Consider the following 17472-nt stretch of genomic DNA (forward strand, 5'->3'; position numbering starts at 1 on the left):
CGCCTCCATCCCGCCGTGGATCGACCTGCCGTCAGCATGGCATCCGGCACTGACAGTCGGCCCGGAACTGATGACAGCCCGGGCCGACCGCCCTATGGCCTCATGTGTCTGCGTGTCTGCGTGTCTATGAATCGACGCGCCTACCCGGCGAAATTGAAGCTGGCCCGCTCCCGGGCGATCGGATAGCCGACCTCGGCGAAGTGCGCGGCCATCGGGAAGTTGCCCTGGTCCGTGGCCGCGGCGATGAACTCCGCGTCCCGCTCGACGAGGTAGTGGGTGCACTCGGCGAGCAGGTCGCGGGCGTAGCCGTGGCCGCGCTGTTCCGGTACGACTCCGATGAAGCCGACGCACGGGCCCGACGGGTTGTGGGCCGGGATGTGAATGCCCGCGAGATCTCCCTCCGGGGTGCGTGCGATCTGCCACCACTCGCGCGGGGACGGGCACCAGCGGAAGAAGTCGAGCTCCTCCTGTGCGGCCTTCTCAACTCCCCCTTGCCGGATGGCCCGTTGGGCGTGGGCGTCGAGGGTGACGGAGTGGATGCGGCGCAGTGCGTCGAAGAACACGGCGTCGTCCGGTTCGGGGGCGAAGACGAGGCGGCCTGGGCGTTCGGGCAGGCCGCACTCCGGGGTCCACCGGTAGATGAACCGCTCGACCAGGAGGTCGTAACCGGCCGCGCGCAGAGCGGTGGAGCGTGCCTCGGCGGCGGCGCGGATCTCGGGGTTGTCGCGCCAGCCGGCGGGGAGGCTCAGTTCCACGTCGACGCGCCAGGGTGCGCTGCGCAGGAGTTCGGCGCCTGCCTCCTCCTCGCCCTCGATCAGGTCGAAGCAGTCGACGGCGAGGGGTTCGGTGTCGTTCGGGCCTCCCCACCAGGCGGCGCGTGCGACGACTGTGCCGTCGCGCAGTGCCACGCGCTGCCAGTCGGGCCGCCAGGTCGTCAGGCGGTGTGCGGCTCGGGCGCCGAGGGAGTCGGGAAGGGTGTCGAAAAGATGGGCGTCGCTCTCGTCGAGCGCGCGAATGACCAGATCGGTCATGGGTTTCCTCCGGGAGGGGTACTGCGTGGAGCGCTCCCGGTCAGGTCACATGTGGCACACCGGATCGACGGGGAGGGAGCGCTGGGGTGTTGTGAACCTCATGGCACTCGCCTCCTTCCGCTGGTCTCAGGGCGTGCACGCACACGTTAGGGGGGTGATCTCCCGCCCGTCCACCGTATTTCCGGGTCGGCCCGGCGGAGCGTGACTCCGCCGGGCCGGTGTGGGTCACTTCGGGAGTTGTCCCGGGTCGGTCGCCCAGCTCGTGTTCGGGTCGGTGCTGAGCCGGAAGTCCAGCCTGCCGCCCTTGAGCGTCAGGCCCGCGCCGGTCCACGCGCGCGTGAGGGTGCGGCCGTCGAGGCGTACGGCGTCGACGTACTGGTGGGTGTCGTCGGCGTCGGGGGCGGTGATGACGATGTCCGTGCGGCCGGGCCGGTCGACGACCGCCTTCGGGAAGAGCGGTGCGCCGAGCAGCAGGTCGGCGCTGCCCGGGGTGCGCGGATAGATGCCGAGGGCGGAGAGGACGTACCAGGCGGACATGGTGCCCAGGTCGTCGTTGCCGGGCAGACCCTTGGGGCCGGTGCCGTAGGCCGTGTCGAGGATCTGACGGACCGTCGCCTGGGTCTTCCAGGGCTGTCCCAGGGAGTTGTAGAGCCAGGGGGCGTGGATGTCGGGTTCGTTGGTCGGGTCGTAGCGCAGTGCGTCGCCGCCCCGGACCGACCAGGCGCCGTCGGCGGTGTGGAAGAAGCCGTCGAGCCGGGTGGCCGCCGTCTCACGGCCGCCCATCGCCTCGGCCAGTCCCTGTACGTCCTGCGGGACCATCCAGACGTACGCGGCGGCCGAGCCCTGCGCGAAGCCGAGATCGCTCGCCGGGTTGAACGGTCCCACCCAGGAGCCGTCGAGGTTGCGGGCCTGGATGTAGCCGGTGGCGGGGTTGAAGACGTTGCGCCAGTAGGCGCCGCGGTCGGTGAAGGTCTTCGCCTCGGCGTCGCGGCCCAGCAGTTTCGCCCACTGGCCGAGGGCGGAGTCGGCTACGGCGTCCTCCAGGGTCTCGGCGGCGCCGCCCCAGCAGTGGCAGGCGTTCTGGGCGGCGTAGTGGGAGGTCATGTACTGGGCGAGGTTGGGGCGTTGGCCCACGCACTGGCCGGGGCAGCCGGCGTCCGAGAGTTCGTCCGGGTTGGGGACGGTGGCCTGGTGGACGAGGGAGTCGAAGGCGCCCTCGTAGTCGAAGTTGCGGACGCCCATGGCGTAGAAGGTGGCCAGGGTCGCGGCGGTCGGGTCGCCCGTCATGACGTGGGTGGCGCCGCTGATGTGCACCCAGCGGTCCCAGATTCCGCCGTTCTGTTTCGAGAAGTTGTAGAGCGACTGGGCGAAGTCGCCCGCGACGGTGGGCTTGAGGAGGGCGAGCAGCTGAATCTGGGCGCGGTACTGGTCCCAGCCGGAGAAGTTGCTGTACTGCGCCCGCTGTCCGCGCGCCAACCGGTGCACGGCTTGGTCCATGCCCCAGTAGCGGCCGTTCTCGTCGCTGATCAGGTTGGGCTGCATGAGGGCGTGATAGAGCGCCGTGTAGAAGGTCTGGCGGCGTGCGGGGGTGCCGCCGTCGACGCGTACGGTGCTCAGTTCGCGGTCCCAGGCGCGGGCGCCGACTTCGGCGACGTCGGCCACGCGCGCGTGGGGGGCGATCTCCTGGCGCAGGTTGGACTCGGCTCCCCCGAGGCTGACGTAGGAGATGCCGATCCGCATGCGGACATCGTTGTCAGAAGCGGTGTCGAAGCCGACCCAGCCGCCGGAACCGCGTCCCGCGCGGTCGGCGCCGGTGGCGTATCCCTCGCCTCCGGAAGCGGACGTCGAACCGGGCGACACGGTGCTGTCGTGCCAGGTGCCGACGGAGGAGAAGGCGCGGTCGAAGGAGGCACTGAAGTAGAGCTTGTAGTAGCTCTTGCGGTTGTTGACGCCGCCGTTGGCGCGGCGCCCGCAGAAGGCTCCCGTGTACACCCAGCCGGTCACCTTCTGGTGGGCGGTGTCGATGTCGACGTGTGCGTCCTGGCTTCCGTTGAGGGAGTTGGAGACGCGGAAGAGCAGGCTCGCCGGGCGGTCGGCGGGGAAGGTGAAGTCGGCGACTCCGGCGCGCTTGCTGACGGCGAGGTCGGCGGTGGCCCCGGAGGCGAGGCCGAGGGTGTAGCGGCCGGGGGTGGCCTTCTCGTCGGCGTGCGAGAAGTTCGACGCGTACACGGCGTCCTTGGTGTCCGCCGAGGGGGACGAGGTGACGTCGCCGACGAACGGCATGATCGGTACGTCGCCCGCCGCGCCTGGGTTGCAGCCGGCGCCGTTGACATGGGTGAGGCTCAGGCCGCGGATGCGGGTGGCGCCGTACTCGTACCCGTTGGCGGCTCCCGTGCTGGTCTGGTCGCCGGTGGTGCTGGTCGGGGACCAGGCGATCATGCCGTACGGGAGGGTGGCGCCGGGGTAGGTGTTGCCGCCGTTGCTGGAGCCGATCAGCGGGTCCACGAGCGAGGACGGCCGGACGGACGGGGCGGTCGCCGCGACGGCGGGGAGCGGCGCGGACGCGGCGAGCGCGGACGTGACCGCCACGGCCGCGACTCTGACACCGAACCGTCTTGCCGTGCCGAGGAGTTGGTGACGCATGCGTCAAGTCGCCTTTCGAGGAAGGGACATGGAGTGGAGAGGGGAAAGACAGGGGGCGTCGCGAGGCTAGGAGGCCCTGCGATGGGAGGGAAGAGGCGCCCGGATACGGGTGATGAAGCACGGGTGAACGCTTCGTCGGGCGCTTAAGTGATCCTTAAGTGGGGGTTAAGTCACCCATCTCACCTCGTCTGTGCAGGTCAGCGAGGTGACGACTTCGACAGAACCGTTGGCCCAGCCCGTGGTCGTGCGTAACATCGGGGCCCGGCGGCGGTGCCGACGCACGCTGTGAGAGCGCTCTCAAAGCGTCGGCACCGTCCGCTCCGAACAGCCCGACTCGCCCGGAGGTCCCCCCACATGACTCCCCGTCACCAGCGCACGCTCGGCCGCCGCAAGCTCCTCTTCGCCCTCGGTGGCGCGGCGGTGGCCGCTCCCGCCGTCGCCGCGCTCGCACCGCACGCCCTCGCGGACACCAAGTCCATGGAGACCAGCGCCGATCAGGCGGGCGGCCTCCCGCTGACGCTGGTCAACAACAGCGGTTCGTTCGACAACGCGAACGTGCACGTCTACGTAGTAGGGAACGTGGACGGCAAGCAGGTGCGGGTCACCCCCGACGGGACGATCGCGCCGATCGCGCTCTCGGACAACGGCGCCGACGGCTTCACCGACTACGCGATCAGCCTCGACTCCGGCGCGGAGACGACGATTTCGCTCCCGTACCTGTCGGGTCGCATCTATGTGTCGCTCGGCGCGAAGCTCAAGTTCAAGGCCGTGGCGGACGGCAACGGCAACCCGGCGTTGCAGTACCCGGCCGGCTGGGTGACCTCCGACCCCAACTACGGGGTGCTGCACGACTGCGCCGAGTTCACGCACAACGCGTCCGGGATGTTCTGCAACACGACGATGGTCGACATGTTCAGCGTGCCCCTGAGCATCCGGCTGACCGGCGCGCAGGACCAGACGACGGGCACCCTGCGCGACGGCGGCCGGGCCTCGGTGTTCGACGCCGTACGGAAGGTCGAGGCGTTCGCCCCGCTGATCGTGAGCGACACGCGGGTGATCGCGCCGGGGCACGGGCTGGACGCGGGCCTGTTCGCCGCGGACTACTTCGCGCCGTACATCGACGAGGTGTGGAGCACGTACACCGGCAAGGACCTGACCGTCACCACGAACGCGGGCGCCTTCACCGGGCGGGTGCGCGCCGGCCAGTTCACCTTCACCGGACCGGCCTCGGTCTCGTTCGCGAAGCCGTCGACCCGGGACGTGCTGTTCTGCGACGGCAACCTGGCCGCCCCGAACGACGGCACCACGGGCCCGGTCGCGGCTGTGCTCGGCGCCGGTTTCAACCGCTCGACGCTCCTGTCGAACCCCGCCCAGCCGACCACCGACGCGTCGAGCTTCTACGCCACGGACCTCACGAACCATTATGCGAAGGCGATCCACACGGCGACCGCCGACGGCAAGGCGTACGGCTTCGCCTTCGACGACGTGGCGGACTTCGCGTCGTACGTCCAGGACACGGCGCCGACGGGGATACGGCTGACGCTCACACCGTTCTAGCTCCAGCCGCTCGGCGTGCGGGGCCGGTCCCGCCGTAGGAGCGTGGTGGTGTGGGAAAGGTGCGCGTTCCGTCGTTCCGCCGGGTCCGGGAGCCGGCCCGGCGGGGGTGGCTTCGGGGCGCGCCGGCGCCGGGGTGGGTGCGGGTGCTGCCGTGGGCGCTGGTGGTGGGTGTGGGCGTGGCGACGCTGGTCAGCCCGCACTCGCTCGACATCGGCTTTCTGCTGGGCGCCATTCCGCCGCTGGCCGGGCTGTCGTACGGGCCTCTCGCGACCGCGTTGATGGGCGGCGCCACGGTCTCCCTGCTGACCGTGCCGGCGTTCCATCTCAACGATCCCGGTGAGACCGATCTGCTGACCGTCCTGTTCGTCGCCGTGCTGAGCGTGTTCGTGTCCTTCGTGCGCAGTCGCCGTGATGCCCAGCTGGACCTGGAGCGGACGGTCGCCGAGGCGGCGCAGCGGGCCGTCGTGCCGCCGCTGCCGGAGCGGGTGGGGCCGGTGGGCTGCGCGGGGCTGTACCGGGCGGCGCAGCGCGGGACGTTGGTCGGCGGGGACTTCTTCGACGTGCGGGACGGGCCGTACGGCGTGCGGGCGGTCATGGGCGATGTGCAGGGGCACGGGCTGTCGGCCGTCGCTACGGTGGCCTCGCTGCTGGGCGCGTTCCGGGAGGCGGTGCTCGATCTGCCGGACCTGGAGGCGGTCGCGGCGCGGCTGGACCGGCGGCTGGTGGTGGACTCGGCGCGGTCGGCGCACGCGGAGCTGTTCGCCACGGCGGTGCTGCTGGAGTTCACGGCGGACGCGGACGCGGTGCGGATCGTGGCCTGCGGGCATCCCTCTCCCGTGCTGCTGCGCGCGGGCCGGGTCACGGAGATCGGCGTCGAGGCGTGGACGCCGCTCGGCCTCGGGCTGTCCGACGCCGGTCCGCTGAACGGGGTGACCGTCCAACTGCGGCCCGAGGACCGGCTGTTCCTCGCCTCCGACGGGGTGTGGGAGGCGCGGGACACGGGCGGTTCCTTCTACCCCTTCGCCGAGCGGTTGCTCCAACTCGCCGACGACGACCCGGCCTTGATGGCGGAGCGGGTGTGGTCCGACCTGCTGCGGCACTCCCCGGAGATCCGGGACGATGTGACGATGCTTGTGCTCACGCCCCGGGCTCCGTACGGGAGTTGAGGCTCACGGCTGCTGCTCGTGGTCGCCCTCCGCGTCGATGTGCGGCAGGATCCGGTCCAGGAAACGGGGTGTCCACCAGGCGTGCCGCCCGAGCAAGGTCATCACCGCCGGAACCATGAGCAGCCGTACGACAGTCGCGTCGATCAGCACGCTGACCGCCAGGCCGAGGCCGAGCATCTTGACCACGATGTTGTCGCTGACGACGAAGGCCGCGAAGACACTGACCATGATCAGTGCGGCGCAGGTGATGACGCGCGCGGTGATCTCCAGGGCGTGGGCGACCGACGCCTCGGCGTCGCCGGTGCGCAGCCAGGCCTCGTGGACGCGGGAGAGCAGGAAGATCTCGTAGTCCATGCTCAGGCCGAAGATGATCGCGAACATCATCATCGGGACGTAGCTCTCGATGGGGACCTTGCCGGAGACGCCCAGCGCGGGGCCGCCCCAGCCCCACTGGAAGACGGCGACGACGACGCCGTAGGAGGCCGCGATGGAGAGGACGTTGAGGACGGCGGCCTTGAGCGCGACGAGGAGGCCGCGGAACACGGCGAGGATGATCAGGAAGGCCAGCGCGACCACCACGCCGATGATCAGGGGCAGCCGGCTCGACACGATGTCGCGGAAGTCGACCTGGGCCGCGGTGGTGCCGGTGACGTAGCCCTTGGCGGAGGTGCCGGAGACCGCGTCCGGGAGGGTGTCGTGGACGAGCCGGTTGGTGAGGCCGGTGGTGTCGGCGCTCTGCGGGGACTGCTTGGAGTACACGGTGCCGACGAGGACGTCACCGTCCTTGGTGGTCGTCAGCGGGGTGACCTTGGCTGCGCCCCGCACCCCGTCGAGGGTCTTCTGGGCCTGGCTGGAGAGGTCCGAGCGCTGGGAGGACGGGACGCCCGTCTGGTCGATGACGATGGTCAGCGGGCCGTTGGAACCGGGGCCGAAGGCGTCGGTCATCAGGTCGAAGGCGCGGCGGTCGGTGAACGAGGTGGGGTCGGCGCCGTCGCCGATGTGGCCCAGCTGGAGGGAGAACACCGGGATCGCGAGGACGACGACGGCCGCGACACCCGCCGCGAGGAACGTCCACGGCCGGTGTTCCACGCGCTGCGCGTACCGGTGCCAGGTGCCCGTGGGTTCGGTGCCCGGCGCGGCGTCGGTCTCGGCGACCGGGCGGCGCACCCGGTAGCGGTCGATCCGCTTGCCGAGGAGCCCGAGCAGGGCGGGCACGAGGGTGAGCGCACCGATGACCGCGGAGACGACCGTCACGGCGGCCGCGAGCCCGAGTTTCCCGATGAAGGGCACGCCGGACACGAACAGTCCGGCGAGCGCGATGATCACGGTGCAGCCCGAGACGAGTACCGCCCGGCCACTGGTAGCCGAGGCCTGTCCGGCGGCGCGCACCGGATCGGAGCCGTTCATGAGGTTCTGCCGGTGACGGGTGATCAGGAACAGGGCGTAGTCGATGCCGACACCGATGCCGATCATCGTCGCGAGGGTCGGTGACACCGTCGCGAAGGTGAACGCCGCCGCCAGCAGCCCCAGGCACGCGAGCCCCCCGATCACGCTGATCAGCGCGGTGACGAGGGGCATCGCGGCGGCGACCACACTTCCGAAGCCGATGAGCAGGACGACGATCGCCACGGCGAACCCGATGAGTTCGCTGACCCGGTCGTCGGCGGCGGGCCGGGCCAGTTCACCGAGCGGTCCGCCGTACTCGACCTGGGCGCCGGCGGCGCGCAGCGGCTTCACCGACGTGTCCACGCCGTGGAGGTAACCGTCGCCGAGGGTCGACGGCTGCACGTCGAAGCGGATGGTGATGTACGCGGTCTTCGCGTCGGAGGAGAGGGGGCCGACGTTCGGGCCGGAGGACGTCGGAGTCTGCGTTCCGGGCTGTGGCAGCGGGTTCTGCACCGACAGGACGTGCGGGAGTTTCTGCAGGTCGCCGACGGTCTCGGACATCTGCGAGTTCAAGGAGGTGAGCTGCTTGTCCTTGTCGTGCAGGACGATCTGGCTGCTGTAGCCCCCGGCCGCCGGATCGTGTTCCTTGAGGACCTGCAGTCCGTGCTGGGACTGTACGCCGGACAGCGAGAAGTCGTCCGAATAGTCGCCCCCGAAGGACCTGTTGAGGACCTGGAGCGCGGCGAGCGCGACGAGCCAGGCGACGATGACGATCACGAAGTGCCGGGCACACCACTCCCCCAGCCGCCGCAGCACCCCCTTGGCAGCCGTCCGGCCGTCCCCTGCGCTGGATTCCGTGGGCGCCATGGCCTCGGCCTTTTCCGCCGGGTGACACTTCCGACATCCCCATTAGACGCCCGCGGGATCACTCCGGCATCTCGGACATATCGATGTTCCGGGCGGGGTCAGCCGACGTCCCAGAGGAACCGGTGCGTGTGGATGCCGAAGTACGGGAACGACTGGACGCTCCGCACCCCTTCGATCGGCCGCACCACGTCGTTGACGAAGTCGAGCAGGTCCCGCGGCCCCGGGGTGACCACCTCGGCGAACAGATCGAAGCCGCCGGAGGTGAGCACGGAGTACACCACCTCGTCGCACAGGGCGAGTTGGTCCGCGACCGCGCGCGGGTCACCGTCCACCTCGATGCCGAGCATGGCCATGGCCTGGCCGCCCATGGCCATCGGGTCGGTCACCCCGACGACCTGAACCGCCTTGGAATCCAACAGGCGTTGGAGCCGCTGGCGGGCGGCCGACGCGGACAGGCCGACCTTCGGTCCGAGGTCGGCGTACGCGATACGTCCGTCGGTCTGCAGCTCGCGCAGGATGGCCCGGTCGATGTCGTCCACGTGCTTGCCTCCAACTCCCTCTGTCAGTGCGCCAGTTCGGCGAGCGCGTCGGCGAAGACCCGGGTGTGGGTGTCCACGTCCTGCTCGGTGGTGGCGGGGCACATCAGCGCCATGCTGTGGAACGGGGTGAGCAGAATCCCCCGGTTGGCGAGGTAGAGGTGGAGGAAGTCCTCCAGCTCCGGGTCTCCGGCGCCCTCGGACTCGGTGCCGGTGCTCGGGGCCGGGGAGGCGAAGCGGTACTCGCTGCGGGCGCCGAGGCGGCTCACCGTCCAGGGCAGCGCGTGGGCGTCGATGCCCTCCTGCACACCGGCCGCGAAGCGTTCGGACAGCTTGGCCATGTGGGCGAACGCCTCGTCGGTCAGGACGTGTTCGAGCGTGGCGCGCATCGCGGCGACGGAGAGCGCGTTGCCCGCGAGGGTGCCGCCGACGCCGCCCATGTCGACCAGGTCCAGGTCGGCGCGGCCGAGCAACCGGTCGGCGAGTTCGACGGAGAGGCCGTAGGCACCGGCCGGGATGCCGCCGCCGATCGCCTTGCCGATGGTGAGCAGATCGGGTTCGAGGCCCCAGGCCGCGGTGCAGCCGCCAGGCCCGGCGGAGAACGTGTGGGTCTCGTCGTTGATGAGCAACGTGCCGTATTTCCTGGTCAGTTCACGTACGGCGGCCAGGTAGCCGGGCTCGGGCAGCACGATGCCGATGTTGGTGAGCGCGGGTTCCATGAGGACGGCGGCGACGTCACCGTGCGCCAACTCCCGTTCCAGCCGGGCCGGATCGTTGAACTCGGCGACGCGGCTGGTGAGCGTGACGTCGCAGGGGGCACCGACGTTGCCGGGGCGGGCGGTGCCGTGGCCGTCCGGTCCGACGACGATGAGCGACTCGTCGACGCTGCCGTGGTAGCTGTAGCTGTTCACCAGGATCTTGGGGCGGTCGGTGACGGCGCGGGCGAGCCGGATCGCCCAGCGGTTGGCGTCCGTGGCGGTCAGCGCGAAGCTCCAGCGGGCGAGCCCGAAGCGGCGGGTGAGTTCGGCGCCGACCCACTCGGCGTCCTCCGTGGGCAGCATCGCCGTGGCGCCGCCCTGTTCGGCGAACCGCCGTTGCACCGCCTCCGCGACGACGACGGGCGAGTGGCCGGCCATCGCTCCGGTGTCGCCGAGGCTGAAGTCGATGTACTCGTGACCGTCGATGTCGGTGACGCGGGCGCCCCTGGCGGTGTCGAGGTAGCGGGGGAAGGCTCCGGCCGTCTTGTTCATCCAGGTCATCGGCACCCGCCCGAAGAGATGCTCGGCCCGCGCGTAGGCGGCCTTCGAGCGCGGGTTGAGCCGCTCGGCGTCGGCGCTCTCGCGGGCGAGGAGGTCCTGCAGGCGGGTGCGGTCCATGGGTACCTCGGTGGCGTCGGCGACGGAATGTCCGGACCATATGACTGAAAGAGGCGAGCAGGCAAGGTGTGGCTGCGGAATCGATTGCGGCAACGATCGATTCGCGCGCACGCCTCGGCGTGGAGAGCGGCCCGGCTGCGGCCACGGTCGAGGTGATCGCGAAGTGCGCGGAGGTCACGCCGCGCGCCTTCAGCGGGCGCGGCACGGGCAAGGAAAACGCGGCCCTCGCATGCGTCCGGGGCGACCGCGCCAACGCCCGGCCGCCGAGCCACCCCCGCTCGCCTACGAGCGCTCGCGCGCCGCGAAGATCAACGGGTGCCCGGTGATCCCGCTGGACGGCCGACGTCCGCCGGGAAGTGCAGCAAGTCCCGCCCGATCGCCTGGAGTTCCGGTACGCCCGTCAGGCGCATCGTCTCGACGAGTTCCGCCGTCAGTTCCCCGATCAGGCGGGTCACGCCCGCCGCGCCGGCCAGGGACAGCGCCCACAGGGCGGGGCGGCCGACGAACACCGCGCGGGCCCCGAGGGCGAGCGCGGCGAAGACGTGGGTGCCTCGGCGCAGGCCGCCGTCCACGTAGACCTCGGCGCCCGTTCCGGCGACGGCGTCGACGACCGCCGGCAGCGCCCAGGCGGTCGGGATCAGCGCGTCGAGCTGGCGGCCGCCGTGGTTGGAGACGATCAGCCCGGCGGCGCCCGCGTCCACGAAGGCGCGCGCGTCGTCGCCGCGCAGGACGCCCTTGACGACGACGGGGACCCCGGTCAGGTCGCGCAGCCAGTCGATGACGTCCGGCGTGAGGTCGGGGGCATGCTCGGCGGCCTGCCGGTCGGGGGTGCCGGTGACGTTGCCGTACAGGTCCTCCGGGCCCACGAAGTCGGCGACATGTGCGCCGGGTCTGCCGTGCGAGCCGATGACGGGGGTGTCGGCGGTCAGTACGACCGCCCGGGCGCCGGCCGCCACGGCTCGCCGGAGTGTCTCCTCGGTCAGGACCGGTCGCGGGCCACGTACACCTGCACCCACCACGGCGCGCCCGAGGGTTCGAGGGCCGAGAACGGGACCGCGGTGTTCGAGGTCACTGCGAGCAGCGACCCGGCACCGGCCGCGCCGAGCGCGGTGGCCGCCTCGCCGTCGGGATGGGCGCGGCGCTGCAAGGTGCTCGGGGCGATGAGGACCGGCGTGTCGACTGCCGTGCCCAGTACGGTCGTTGAGGTCTCGCACCGGGACACGTCCCGCAGGATGTGCGGTCGCAGCCGGAATCCGTCCCAGGCGGGGGCGGCTTCGGCAACGCTGAGGCCCTGGCTCGCGCCTCTGCGGAAGTAGGCGTGGATCTCCGGCGGAAGGACGCCGGCCGCCTGTTCCTCGATGCCGTCCAGCCAGCGCGCCACGCCTGTCACACCGCTCCCCCTTCGTGCGTGATGCACCGACCTTGGCTACTCAACTCTCTTTCCCCACAGGCTATTTCAGACACTTGCCACAGAAGCGAACAGAGGCCGGTCAGTTTCGAAGGGATCTCCTGTTACACCGTGCGAGAGCGGTCGATGACGGTGTGTACTGTGCTCCGGGCACCCCGCCTGAGGGACCCGGACTAAGCCTCAAGGGCTCCGACTCAGCCCTGCCCGACTTCGCTTGGACTCGATTCGATGACCGAATTACCGGACCTGGTGGCCGGTGCGCTCGCCGCCGGCACGCTGTCCGCGCTGGCGCTCGGTGCCGGCTGCTGCGGTCGCGGCGTCAACGTGCCCTGCAGCGTGCGGAGATCACCGAGCTGCGGGACCGACTGGACGGTGTCCAGGCGGCGTTGGCGGCCGAGGTAGAGCATCTCGCGGTGCAGCGGATTCCGGCCGCCGCCCGGCACCTCACGCATCCGCGGGTCGTCGTGCCGGGGCCCGGGCAGCCGCAGTTCATCGGCTCGCCTCTCGGGATCGCCCTCGAAAGCGTGCTGAGCGCGGTGCGTTCGGAGCTCGCCGCGCAGCGCACCCGCATCGACGCCGCCGCGCAGGCCGGGATGCGCGGGGCCACCCGTGAGATCCAGGCCGCGCTGTACCGCTTGCAGGACGCCCTGCGTTCGCTCCAACAGCGGTACGACGACCCCGAGTTGGCGCAGACCCTGTTCATGCTGGACCACGAGAACGAGCAGTCGCTGCGCCGGGCGCAGGTCGCGGCCGTGGTGTGCGGTGCGTGGGTCGGGCTCGCGCGTGAGGAGTCGCACCTCGTCGAGGCGGTCACCGGCGGCCAGGCACGGCTCGCCGGGTACCACCGGGTGCGGGTGCACAACCATCTCGAAGCCGGTACCGCGCTCGTCTCGCACGCCGTCGAACCGGTCGCGATCATCGTCGCCGAGCTCCTCGACAACGCGCTGCGGCACTCCGCCCCGGACACCGAGGTCGTGGTCAACCTGGAGCACGTGCACCACGGCGCCTGCGTCACCGTCGACGACGCGGGTCTCGGCATGACCCAGGACGAACGCGACCACGCCGGGCGGATGGTGGCCGGTACCGACCCGATCCTGCTCACCGACCTGGGCGACCCGCCGCGCATGGGCTTCGCCGCGATCGGCCGCCTGACCCGGCAGTTCGACCTGAGCGTCGACGTGTCCTCACCCTCCCCGTACGGCGGCGTCCGCGCGGTCCTGCGCATCGACAGCCATCTCCTCAGCCGTATCGACCCCGAGCGGCAGCCACCCGCGGCCGGCGCCCCGCGCTCGACCCGCCGGGCCCCCGAACCCACCCGCACGCCCGCCCCCGCACCGGCCCACTCCTACGGCTCCGAGCGCGACGAACGGGCCGTAGCCGACGCGTCCGGGCATCAGGCCGTGCCCGATGCGGGCGGCCTGCCGCGACGCCGTCGCCGTACCCCGGCCGCCGCACCGGCAGGACCGGCCGCGCCCGGGACACACCGATCCGAGCGCCGCCCGGAGCAGGCCGCCGCCGCACTCGGCGCCCTCCAGTCCGGCACCGCCGCCGCGCGCGCCGCGACGGACGACGCCGAAACCGCCGTAGGTGAGCGGGCCGCGGCACCCGAAGCAGTGACAGCGCACGAGACACATCAGACCGACTACGAAGGGGGAGCGGCTAGATGATCAGCCGCGATGGGGGCGACACGGCCTGGGCGCTCGATCCGATCCTGGAGGTGCCGCACGTGGTGGCGGCGGTGCTGTTGACCCGGGACGGGCTGGTGCGGGGGTACACCGACGCGCTGTCCCAGGCCTCGGGCGAGCGGGTCGCCGCGATCACCAGCACCGTGCAGGGGGCGTGCCGTACCGCCGCGGCGGCCTTCGCCGACCGGGAACGGGCCGAGATACGGCAGGTGGTCATCGAGTCGGACCACGGCTATGTGCTCATCGTCCCCACGGATCACGGGACGTGTGTGGCGGCCTACGGCGACACCGAGGTGCGGCTGGATCTGCTGGCGCACCGGGTGCACTCGCAGGTGGCGCGGCTGGGTGAGAAGGCGATGGCCGCCGCTCCGCGGGGAGTTGACGGCGGCGCGCCGGCATGACGGGCCGCCGCGGCGGCCGTCCTCTCGTTCCCGCGTATCTGTCGACCGGCGGTGTGGCCCGGCCCAGCCGCCCGCATCTGGAACGGCTGACGGTGCTCAGCGGCAGCGGCGAGCCCGCCCCGGCCGACCTGCCCGCGGCTCAACTCGCCCTGCTGGACGCCCTGTACGGCGGCTCGCTGACGGTGCTGGAGGCGGCGGCCCTGCTGGAGCTGCCGGTGTCCGCGGTGCGGGTCCTGGCCGCCGGTCTTCTCGACCGGAGCCTGGTGCTCGCCCGTGCCCCGATCCCGCCCGCCGAACGCTTCGACCCCGACCTGCTGAAGAGAGTCGCAGATGGCCTACGCGCCCTCAAGCACCACTAGCGGCAGCACGACCAGCGGCATCCATCTGCCGGACACCGCCCGCGAGTTGGTCAAGATCCTGATCGCGGGTCCCTTCGGGGTGGGCAAGACGACGCTCATCGACTCCGTGTCGGAGATCCGGCCGCTGCACACCGAGGAGCGGCTCAGCGAGGCGTCCGTCCCCGTGGACGATCTCGCCGGGGTGCGGGAGAAGTCGACGACGACCGTCGCCATCGACTTCGGGCGGATCAGCCTCCCGGGCGGGATCGTGCTGTACCTGTTCGGCACGCCCGGCCAGGAGCGGTTCCGGGCACTGTGGGAGGACATCGCGTACGGCGCGCTCGGGGCGCTCGTCCTGGTCGACAGCCGGCGCGTCGACGCCTCCTTCGACGTGCTCGGCCTGGTCGAGGAGAGCGGGCTGCCGTACGCCGTCGCCCTCAACACCTTCCCGGACGCGCCCCGGCACCACACCGAGCAACAGCTGCGCGCCGCCCTCGACTTGGAGCCCGGCACACCGCTGGTGACCTGTGACGCGCGGGACGCGGACTCGTCCCTCGACGCGCTGCTCGCCCTGGTCCAGCACCTGATCGACCGCGACCCTCCGGAGCACCGGTGACCACTACTTCCCCCGTCGGCCCCGCCCGTCCCGTCCGGCTGTGGGAGGACGGCTTCGCGGTGGATCCCTACGGCTACTACGCCGCCCTGCGCGCACAGGGTCCGGTCGGCTGGGCCGAACTCGCCCCGGGTGTACCGGCGTTCGTCGTCACCGAGCGGCGGGCCGCGCTGGAGCTGCTGCGCGACACCGACACGTTCTCGCACGATCCCCGGCCGTGGGAGACGACGGTCGCCGAGGACTCGCCGGTCCTCGGGATGATGCGCTGGCGGCCCAACTCCCTGTTCGCGGACGGCACCGCGCACGTCCGCTACCGTGCCTCGCTCATCGACACCTTCGAGCGCGTCGAGCCACACAACCTGCGGGCCCGGGTGCACCGGGCGGTGCATGTGCTGGTCAGCCGGATCGGCCCGCGCGGACAGGCCGATCTGGTGGGCGAGTTCGCCAGGCCACTCATGGCGCTGGTGTTCAACAGCCTCTTCGGGCTGCCCGACAGCCAGAGCGAGCGGCTGGACCGGGCGCTGGGCAAGATGATGGAGGGCGGCGCCCAAGCGGCCGAGGGCGAGGCGGAGTTCGGCGGCTACGTCCTCGAACTCATCGCCGCCAAGGCAAAGGCGCGCGGCGACGACCTCCCGAGCTGGCTCCTCGACCATCCGGCCGGGCTCACCCCGGAGGAGGTCACCTGGCAGGTGTTCCTCACCTTGGGCGCGGGGCACGAGCCGACCGCGAACCTGGTGTCCAACGCCCTGTCCCGCATCCTCGGCACCTCGGTCTACTACTCCACCCTGACCAGTGGCGCCCGACCGGTCATGGACGCCGTGGTGGAGGTCCTGCACCACGAGACCCCGCTCGCCAACTACGGCATCCACTACGCCCGTTCACCCGTGACGTTCCACGGCGCGTGGATCCGGCCCGCGATCCCGGTCGTCGTCTCGTACGGCGCGCTCGCGCACTTCGCCGAGCAGGAGGCCGTCACCGGCCGGCATCCCAAGGACGCCTCGCACCTGTCGTGGTCGGCGGGTCCGCACGCCTGCCCGGTCAAGCAGCACACGCTGCTCATCGCGACGGAGGCGATCGAGCGGCTCACCCTGTGGCTGCCGGACCTCGAACCCGTCGTACCGCGCGCGGAGTTGACCTGGCGCCCCGGCCCCTTCCACCGCTCGCTCACGTCGCTGCCCGTGCGGTTCAGCCCCCGCTCCCCCGACCAGCCAGGAGACCTGTCGTGACCGTGTCCGACCGCATCGCCCTCGACCCGTTCGGCGCCGACATGGCCGCCGAGAGCGCCAAGTTGCGTGCCCTCGGCCCGATCGTGCCCGTCGAACTGCCTGGCGGCATCCCCGCCTGGGCCCCCACCGGCTACGACACCCTGAAGGAACTGATCCTCGACCCGCAGGTCAGCAAGGACCCCCGGCTGCACTGGAACCTGTGGTCGGAGATCGGCGAACACCCGTCCTGGGGCTGGGTGTTGGGCTGGGTCGGCGTCATCAACATGCTCTCCACCTACGGCACCGACCACGCCCGCCTGCGCAAACTCGTCGCGCCCAGCTTCACGCACCGGCGTACCGAGGCGATGCGCGCCCGGGTCGAGACGATCACCGCGGAACTGCTCGACGCGATGGCGGCCGACGACGCCGAGGTGGTCGACATCAGGGCCGCGCTCGCGCACCCCCTGCCGATGCGCATCATCTGCGAACTGTTCGGTGTGCCCGACGAGTTGGTCGACGACACCGGGCGGCTGATCGCGGCCATCATGGACACCTCGGACCCGTCTCCGGAGCACGCGGCGTCCGTGCAGCGGCAGATCGGCACGGTGCTGCCCGCACTGATCGCCCACCGCAGCGAGCACCCCGGCGACGACCTCACCACCGAACTGATCCGGGTGCGCGACGAGGACGGCGACCGGCTCAGCGACGAGGAACTGCTGTACACCCTGCTGCTGGTGATCGGCGCGGGTTTCGAGACGACGGTCAACCTCATAGGAAACGCGATCGTCGCGCTGCTCAAGCGCCCCGAGCAGCTGGCGGACGTGCGCGCCGGGAAGATCGGCTGGGACGCCGTCGTCGACGAGACCCTGCGCGTCCACCCGTCCATCGCCTCGCTGCCGCTGCGGTTCGCGGTGAGTGACCTCACCGTCGGCGAGGTCACCGTCCCGGCCGGGGACGCCATCATCACCACGTTCGCCGCCGCCGGGCTCGACCCCGCGCACTACGGCCCCGACGCGGACGTCTTCGACGCGGCCCGGGGAGCCGACGACCACCTGTCGTTCGGCATCGGCATGCACCGCTGCATCGGGGCACCGCTCGCCCGTGTGGAGGCGCTGACCGCGCTGCCCGCGTTCTTCGCCCGCTTCCCTGACGCCCGGCTCGCCGTGGCGGCGGACGAGCTGCGCCAGGTGCCGTCCTTCATCGCCTTCGGCTGGCAGGAGGTGCCGGTACGGCTGCACGGCTGAGCCACGCGAAAGCGTG

At 71.4% G+C, this 17472-nt stretch carries 15 protein-coding genes; 8 read left to right on the forward strand and 7 right to left on the reverse strand.

What is annotated here, in order from left to right:
- Nucleotides 1-140: 140 nt before the first annotated feature.
- On the reverse strand, nucleotides 141-1031 hold the full coding sequence (locus ACGFY9_RS40895; RefSeq protein ID WP_393762977.1) for a GNAT family N-acetyltransferase: 891 nt from the start codon (nucleotides 1029-1031) through the stop codon (nucleotides 141-143).
- A 225-nt stretch (nucleotides 1032-1256) separates the two neighbouring features.
- The gene (locus ACGFY9_RS40900; RefSeq protein ID WP_393762979.1) at nucleotides 1257-3674 is read right to left on the reverse strand and encodes a GH92 family glycosyl hydrolase; all 2418 of its coding nucleotides are present in this window, start codon (nucleotides 3672-3674) and stop codon (nucleotides 1257-1259) included.
- A gap of 354 nt (nucleotides 3675-4028) precedes the next feature.
- Between ACGFY9_RS40900 and ACGFY9_RS40905 the strand changes: the two genes are divergently transcribed.
- On the forward strand, nucleotides 4029-5231 hold the full coding sequence (locus ACGFY9_RS40905) for a glycoside hydrolase family 64 protein (protein ID WP_393762981.1): 1203 nt from the start codon (nucleotides 4029-4031) through the stop codon (nucleotides 5229-5231).
- 50 nt (nucleotides 5232-5281) lie between these two features.
- Nucleotides 5282-6397, forward strand: coding sequence for a PP2C family protein-serine/threonine phosphatase (locus ACGFY9_RS40910; protein ID WP_393762983.1), 1116 nt, complete (start codon nucleotides 5282-5284; stop codon nucleotides 6395-6397).
- A gap of 3 nt (nucleotides 6398-6400) precedes the next feature.
- Here ACGFY9_RS40910 and ACGFY9_RS40915 read toward each other — a convergent pair whose 3' ends face one another.
- From ACGFY9_RS40915 to ACGFY9_RS40935, 5 genes are all read right to left on the reverse strand, one after another.
- The gene (locus tag ACGFY9_RS40915; protein WP_393762985.1) at nucleotides 6401-8650 is read right to left on the reverse strand and encodes an MMPL family transporter; all 2250 of its coding nucleotides are present in this window, start codon (nucleotides 8648-8650) and stop codon (nucleotides 6401-6403) included.
- A gap of 98 nt (nucleotides 8651-8748) precedes the next feature.
- Nucleotides 8749-9189: an Lrp/AsnC family transcriptional regulator gene (locus ACGFY9_RS40920; RefSeq protein ID WP_393762987.1), complete on the reverse strand. Its 441-nt coding sequence runs from the start codon at nucleotides 9187-9189 to the stop codon at nucleotides 8749-8751.
- 23 nt (nucleotides 9190-9212) lie between these two features.
- The gene (locus ACGFY9_RS40925) at nucleotides 9213-10562 is read right to left on the reverse strand and encodes a transaminase (RefSeq protein ID WP_393762989.1); all 1350 of its coding nucleotides are present in this window, start codon (nucleotides 10560-10562) and stop codon (nucleotides 9213-9215) included.
- A 308-nt stretch (nucleotides 10563-10870) separates the two neighbouring features.
- Entirely contained in the window at nucleotides 10871-11518 is a 648-nt protein-coding gene (locus ACGFY9_RS40930; RefSeq protein WP_393762990.1) for an alpha-hydroxy acid oxidase, read from the reverse strand.
- A gap of 23 nt (nucleotides 11519-11541) precedes the next feature.
- Nucleotides 11542-11952 (reverse strand): alpha-hydroxy-acid oxidizing protein, encoded by a 411-nt coding sequence (locus ACGFY9_RS40935; RefSeq protein ID WP_393762992.1) that lies wholly within the window; start codon nucleotides 11950-11952, stop codon nucleotides 11542-11544.
- Between the two features lie 404 nt (nucleotides 11953-12356).
- On the opposite strand from ACGFY9_RS40935, the gene ACGFY9_RS40940 reads away from it, so the two are divergent.
- From ACGFY9_RS40940 to ACGFY9_RS40965, 6 genes are read left to right on the forward strand one after another with little or no spacing between them, the layout of a single operon-like run.
- Complete coding sequence (locus ACGFY9_RS40940) at nucleotides 12357-13637, forward strand: ATP-binding protein (RefSeq protein WP_393762994.1); 1281 nt, start codon at nucleotides 12357-12359, stop codon at nucleotides 13635-13637.
- Entirely contained in the window at nucleotides 13634-14056 is a 423-nt protein-coding gene (locus ACGFY9_RS40945) for a roadblock/LC7 domain-containing protein (protein WP_393762996.1), read from the forward strand. The genes ACGFY9_RS40940 and ACGFY9_RS40945 overlap by 4 nt, the downstream gene beginning before the upstream one ends.
- A complete protein-coding gene (locus ACGFY9_RS40950; RefSeq protein ID WP_033283022.1) occupies nucleotides 14053-14415 on the forward strand; it encodes a DUF742 domain-containing protein in 363 nt (120 codons plus the stop codon). Before ACGFY9_RS40945 ends, ACGFY9_RS40950 begins: the two co-directional genes overlap by 4 nt.
- Nucleotides 14387-15010 (forward strand): ATP/GTP-binding protein, encoded by a 624-nt coding sequence (locus ACGFY9_RS40955; RefSeq protein WP_393762999.1) that lies wholly within the window; start codon nucleotides 14387-14389, stop codon nucleotides 15008-15010. The genes ACGFY9_RS40950 and ACGFY9_RS40955 overlap by 29 nt, the downstream gene beginning before the upstream one ends.
- Entirely contained in the window at nucleotides 15007-16233 is a 1227-nt protein-coding gene (locus ACGFY9_RS40960) for a cytochrome P450 (protein ID WP_393763000.1), read from the forward strand. Before ACGFY9_RS40955 ends, ACGFY9_RS40960 begins: the two co-directional genes overlap by 4 nt.
- A complete protein-coding gene (locus tag ACGFY9_RS40965) occupies nucleotides 16230-17456 on the forward strand; it encodes a cytochrome P450 (RefSeq protein ID WP_393763002.1) in 1227 nt (408 codons plus the stop codon). Before ACGFY9_RS40960 ends, ACGFY9_RS40965 begins: the two co-directional genes overlap by 4 nt.
- The last annotated feature ends 16 nt before the right edge of the window (nucleotides 17457-17472 follow it).

Origin of the sequence: Streptomyces sp. NPDC048504, from assembly GCF_043200035.1 — a bacterium.
In the GTDB taxonomy this organism is placed as follows: Bacteria; Actinomycetota; Actinomycetes; order Streptomycetales; family Streptomycetaceae; genus Streptomyces.

Excerpts from the sequence above, each read along its gene's own strand:
- ACGFY9_RS40895 (WP_393762977.1), bottom strand. The coding sequence starts at position 1,031 with ATGACCGATCTGGTCATTCGCGCGCTCGACGAGAGCGACGCCCATCTT.
- ACGFY9_RS40900 (WP_393762979.1), bottom strand. The coding sequence starts at position 3,674 with ATGCGTCACCAACTCCTCGGCACGGCAAGACGGTTCGGTGTCAGAGTC.
- ACGFY9_RS40905 (WP_393762981.1), top strand. The coding sequence starts at position 4,029 with ATGACTCCCCGTCACCAGCGCACGCTCGGCCGCCGCAAGCTCCTCTTC.
- ACGFY9_RS40915 (WP_393762985.1), bottom strand. The coding sequence starts at position 8,650 with ATGGCGCCCACGGAATCCAGCGCAGGGGACGGCCGGACGGCTGCCAAG.
- ACGFY9_RS40925 (WP_393762989.1), bottom strand. The coding sequence starts at position 10,562 with ATGGACCGCACCCGCCTGCAGGACCTCCTCGCCCGCGAGAGCGCCGAC.
- ACGFY9_RS40945 (WP_393762996.1), top strand. The coding sequence starts at position 13,634 with ATGATCAGCCGCGATGGGGGCGACACGGCCTGGGCGCTCGATCCGATC.
- ACGFY9_RS40950 (WP_033283022.1), top strand. The coding sequence starts at position 14,053 with ATGACGGGCCGCCGCGGCGGCCGTCCTCTCGTTCCCGCGTATCTGTCG.
- ACGFY9_RS40955 (WP_393762999.1), top strand. The coding sequence starts at position 14,387 with ATGGCCTACGCGCCCTCAAGCACCACTAGCGGCAGCACGACCAGCGGC.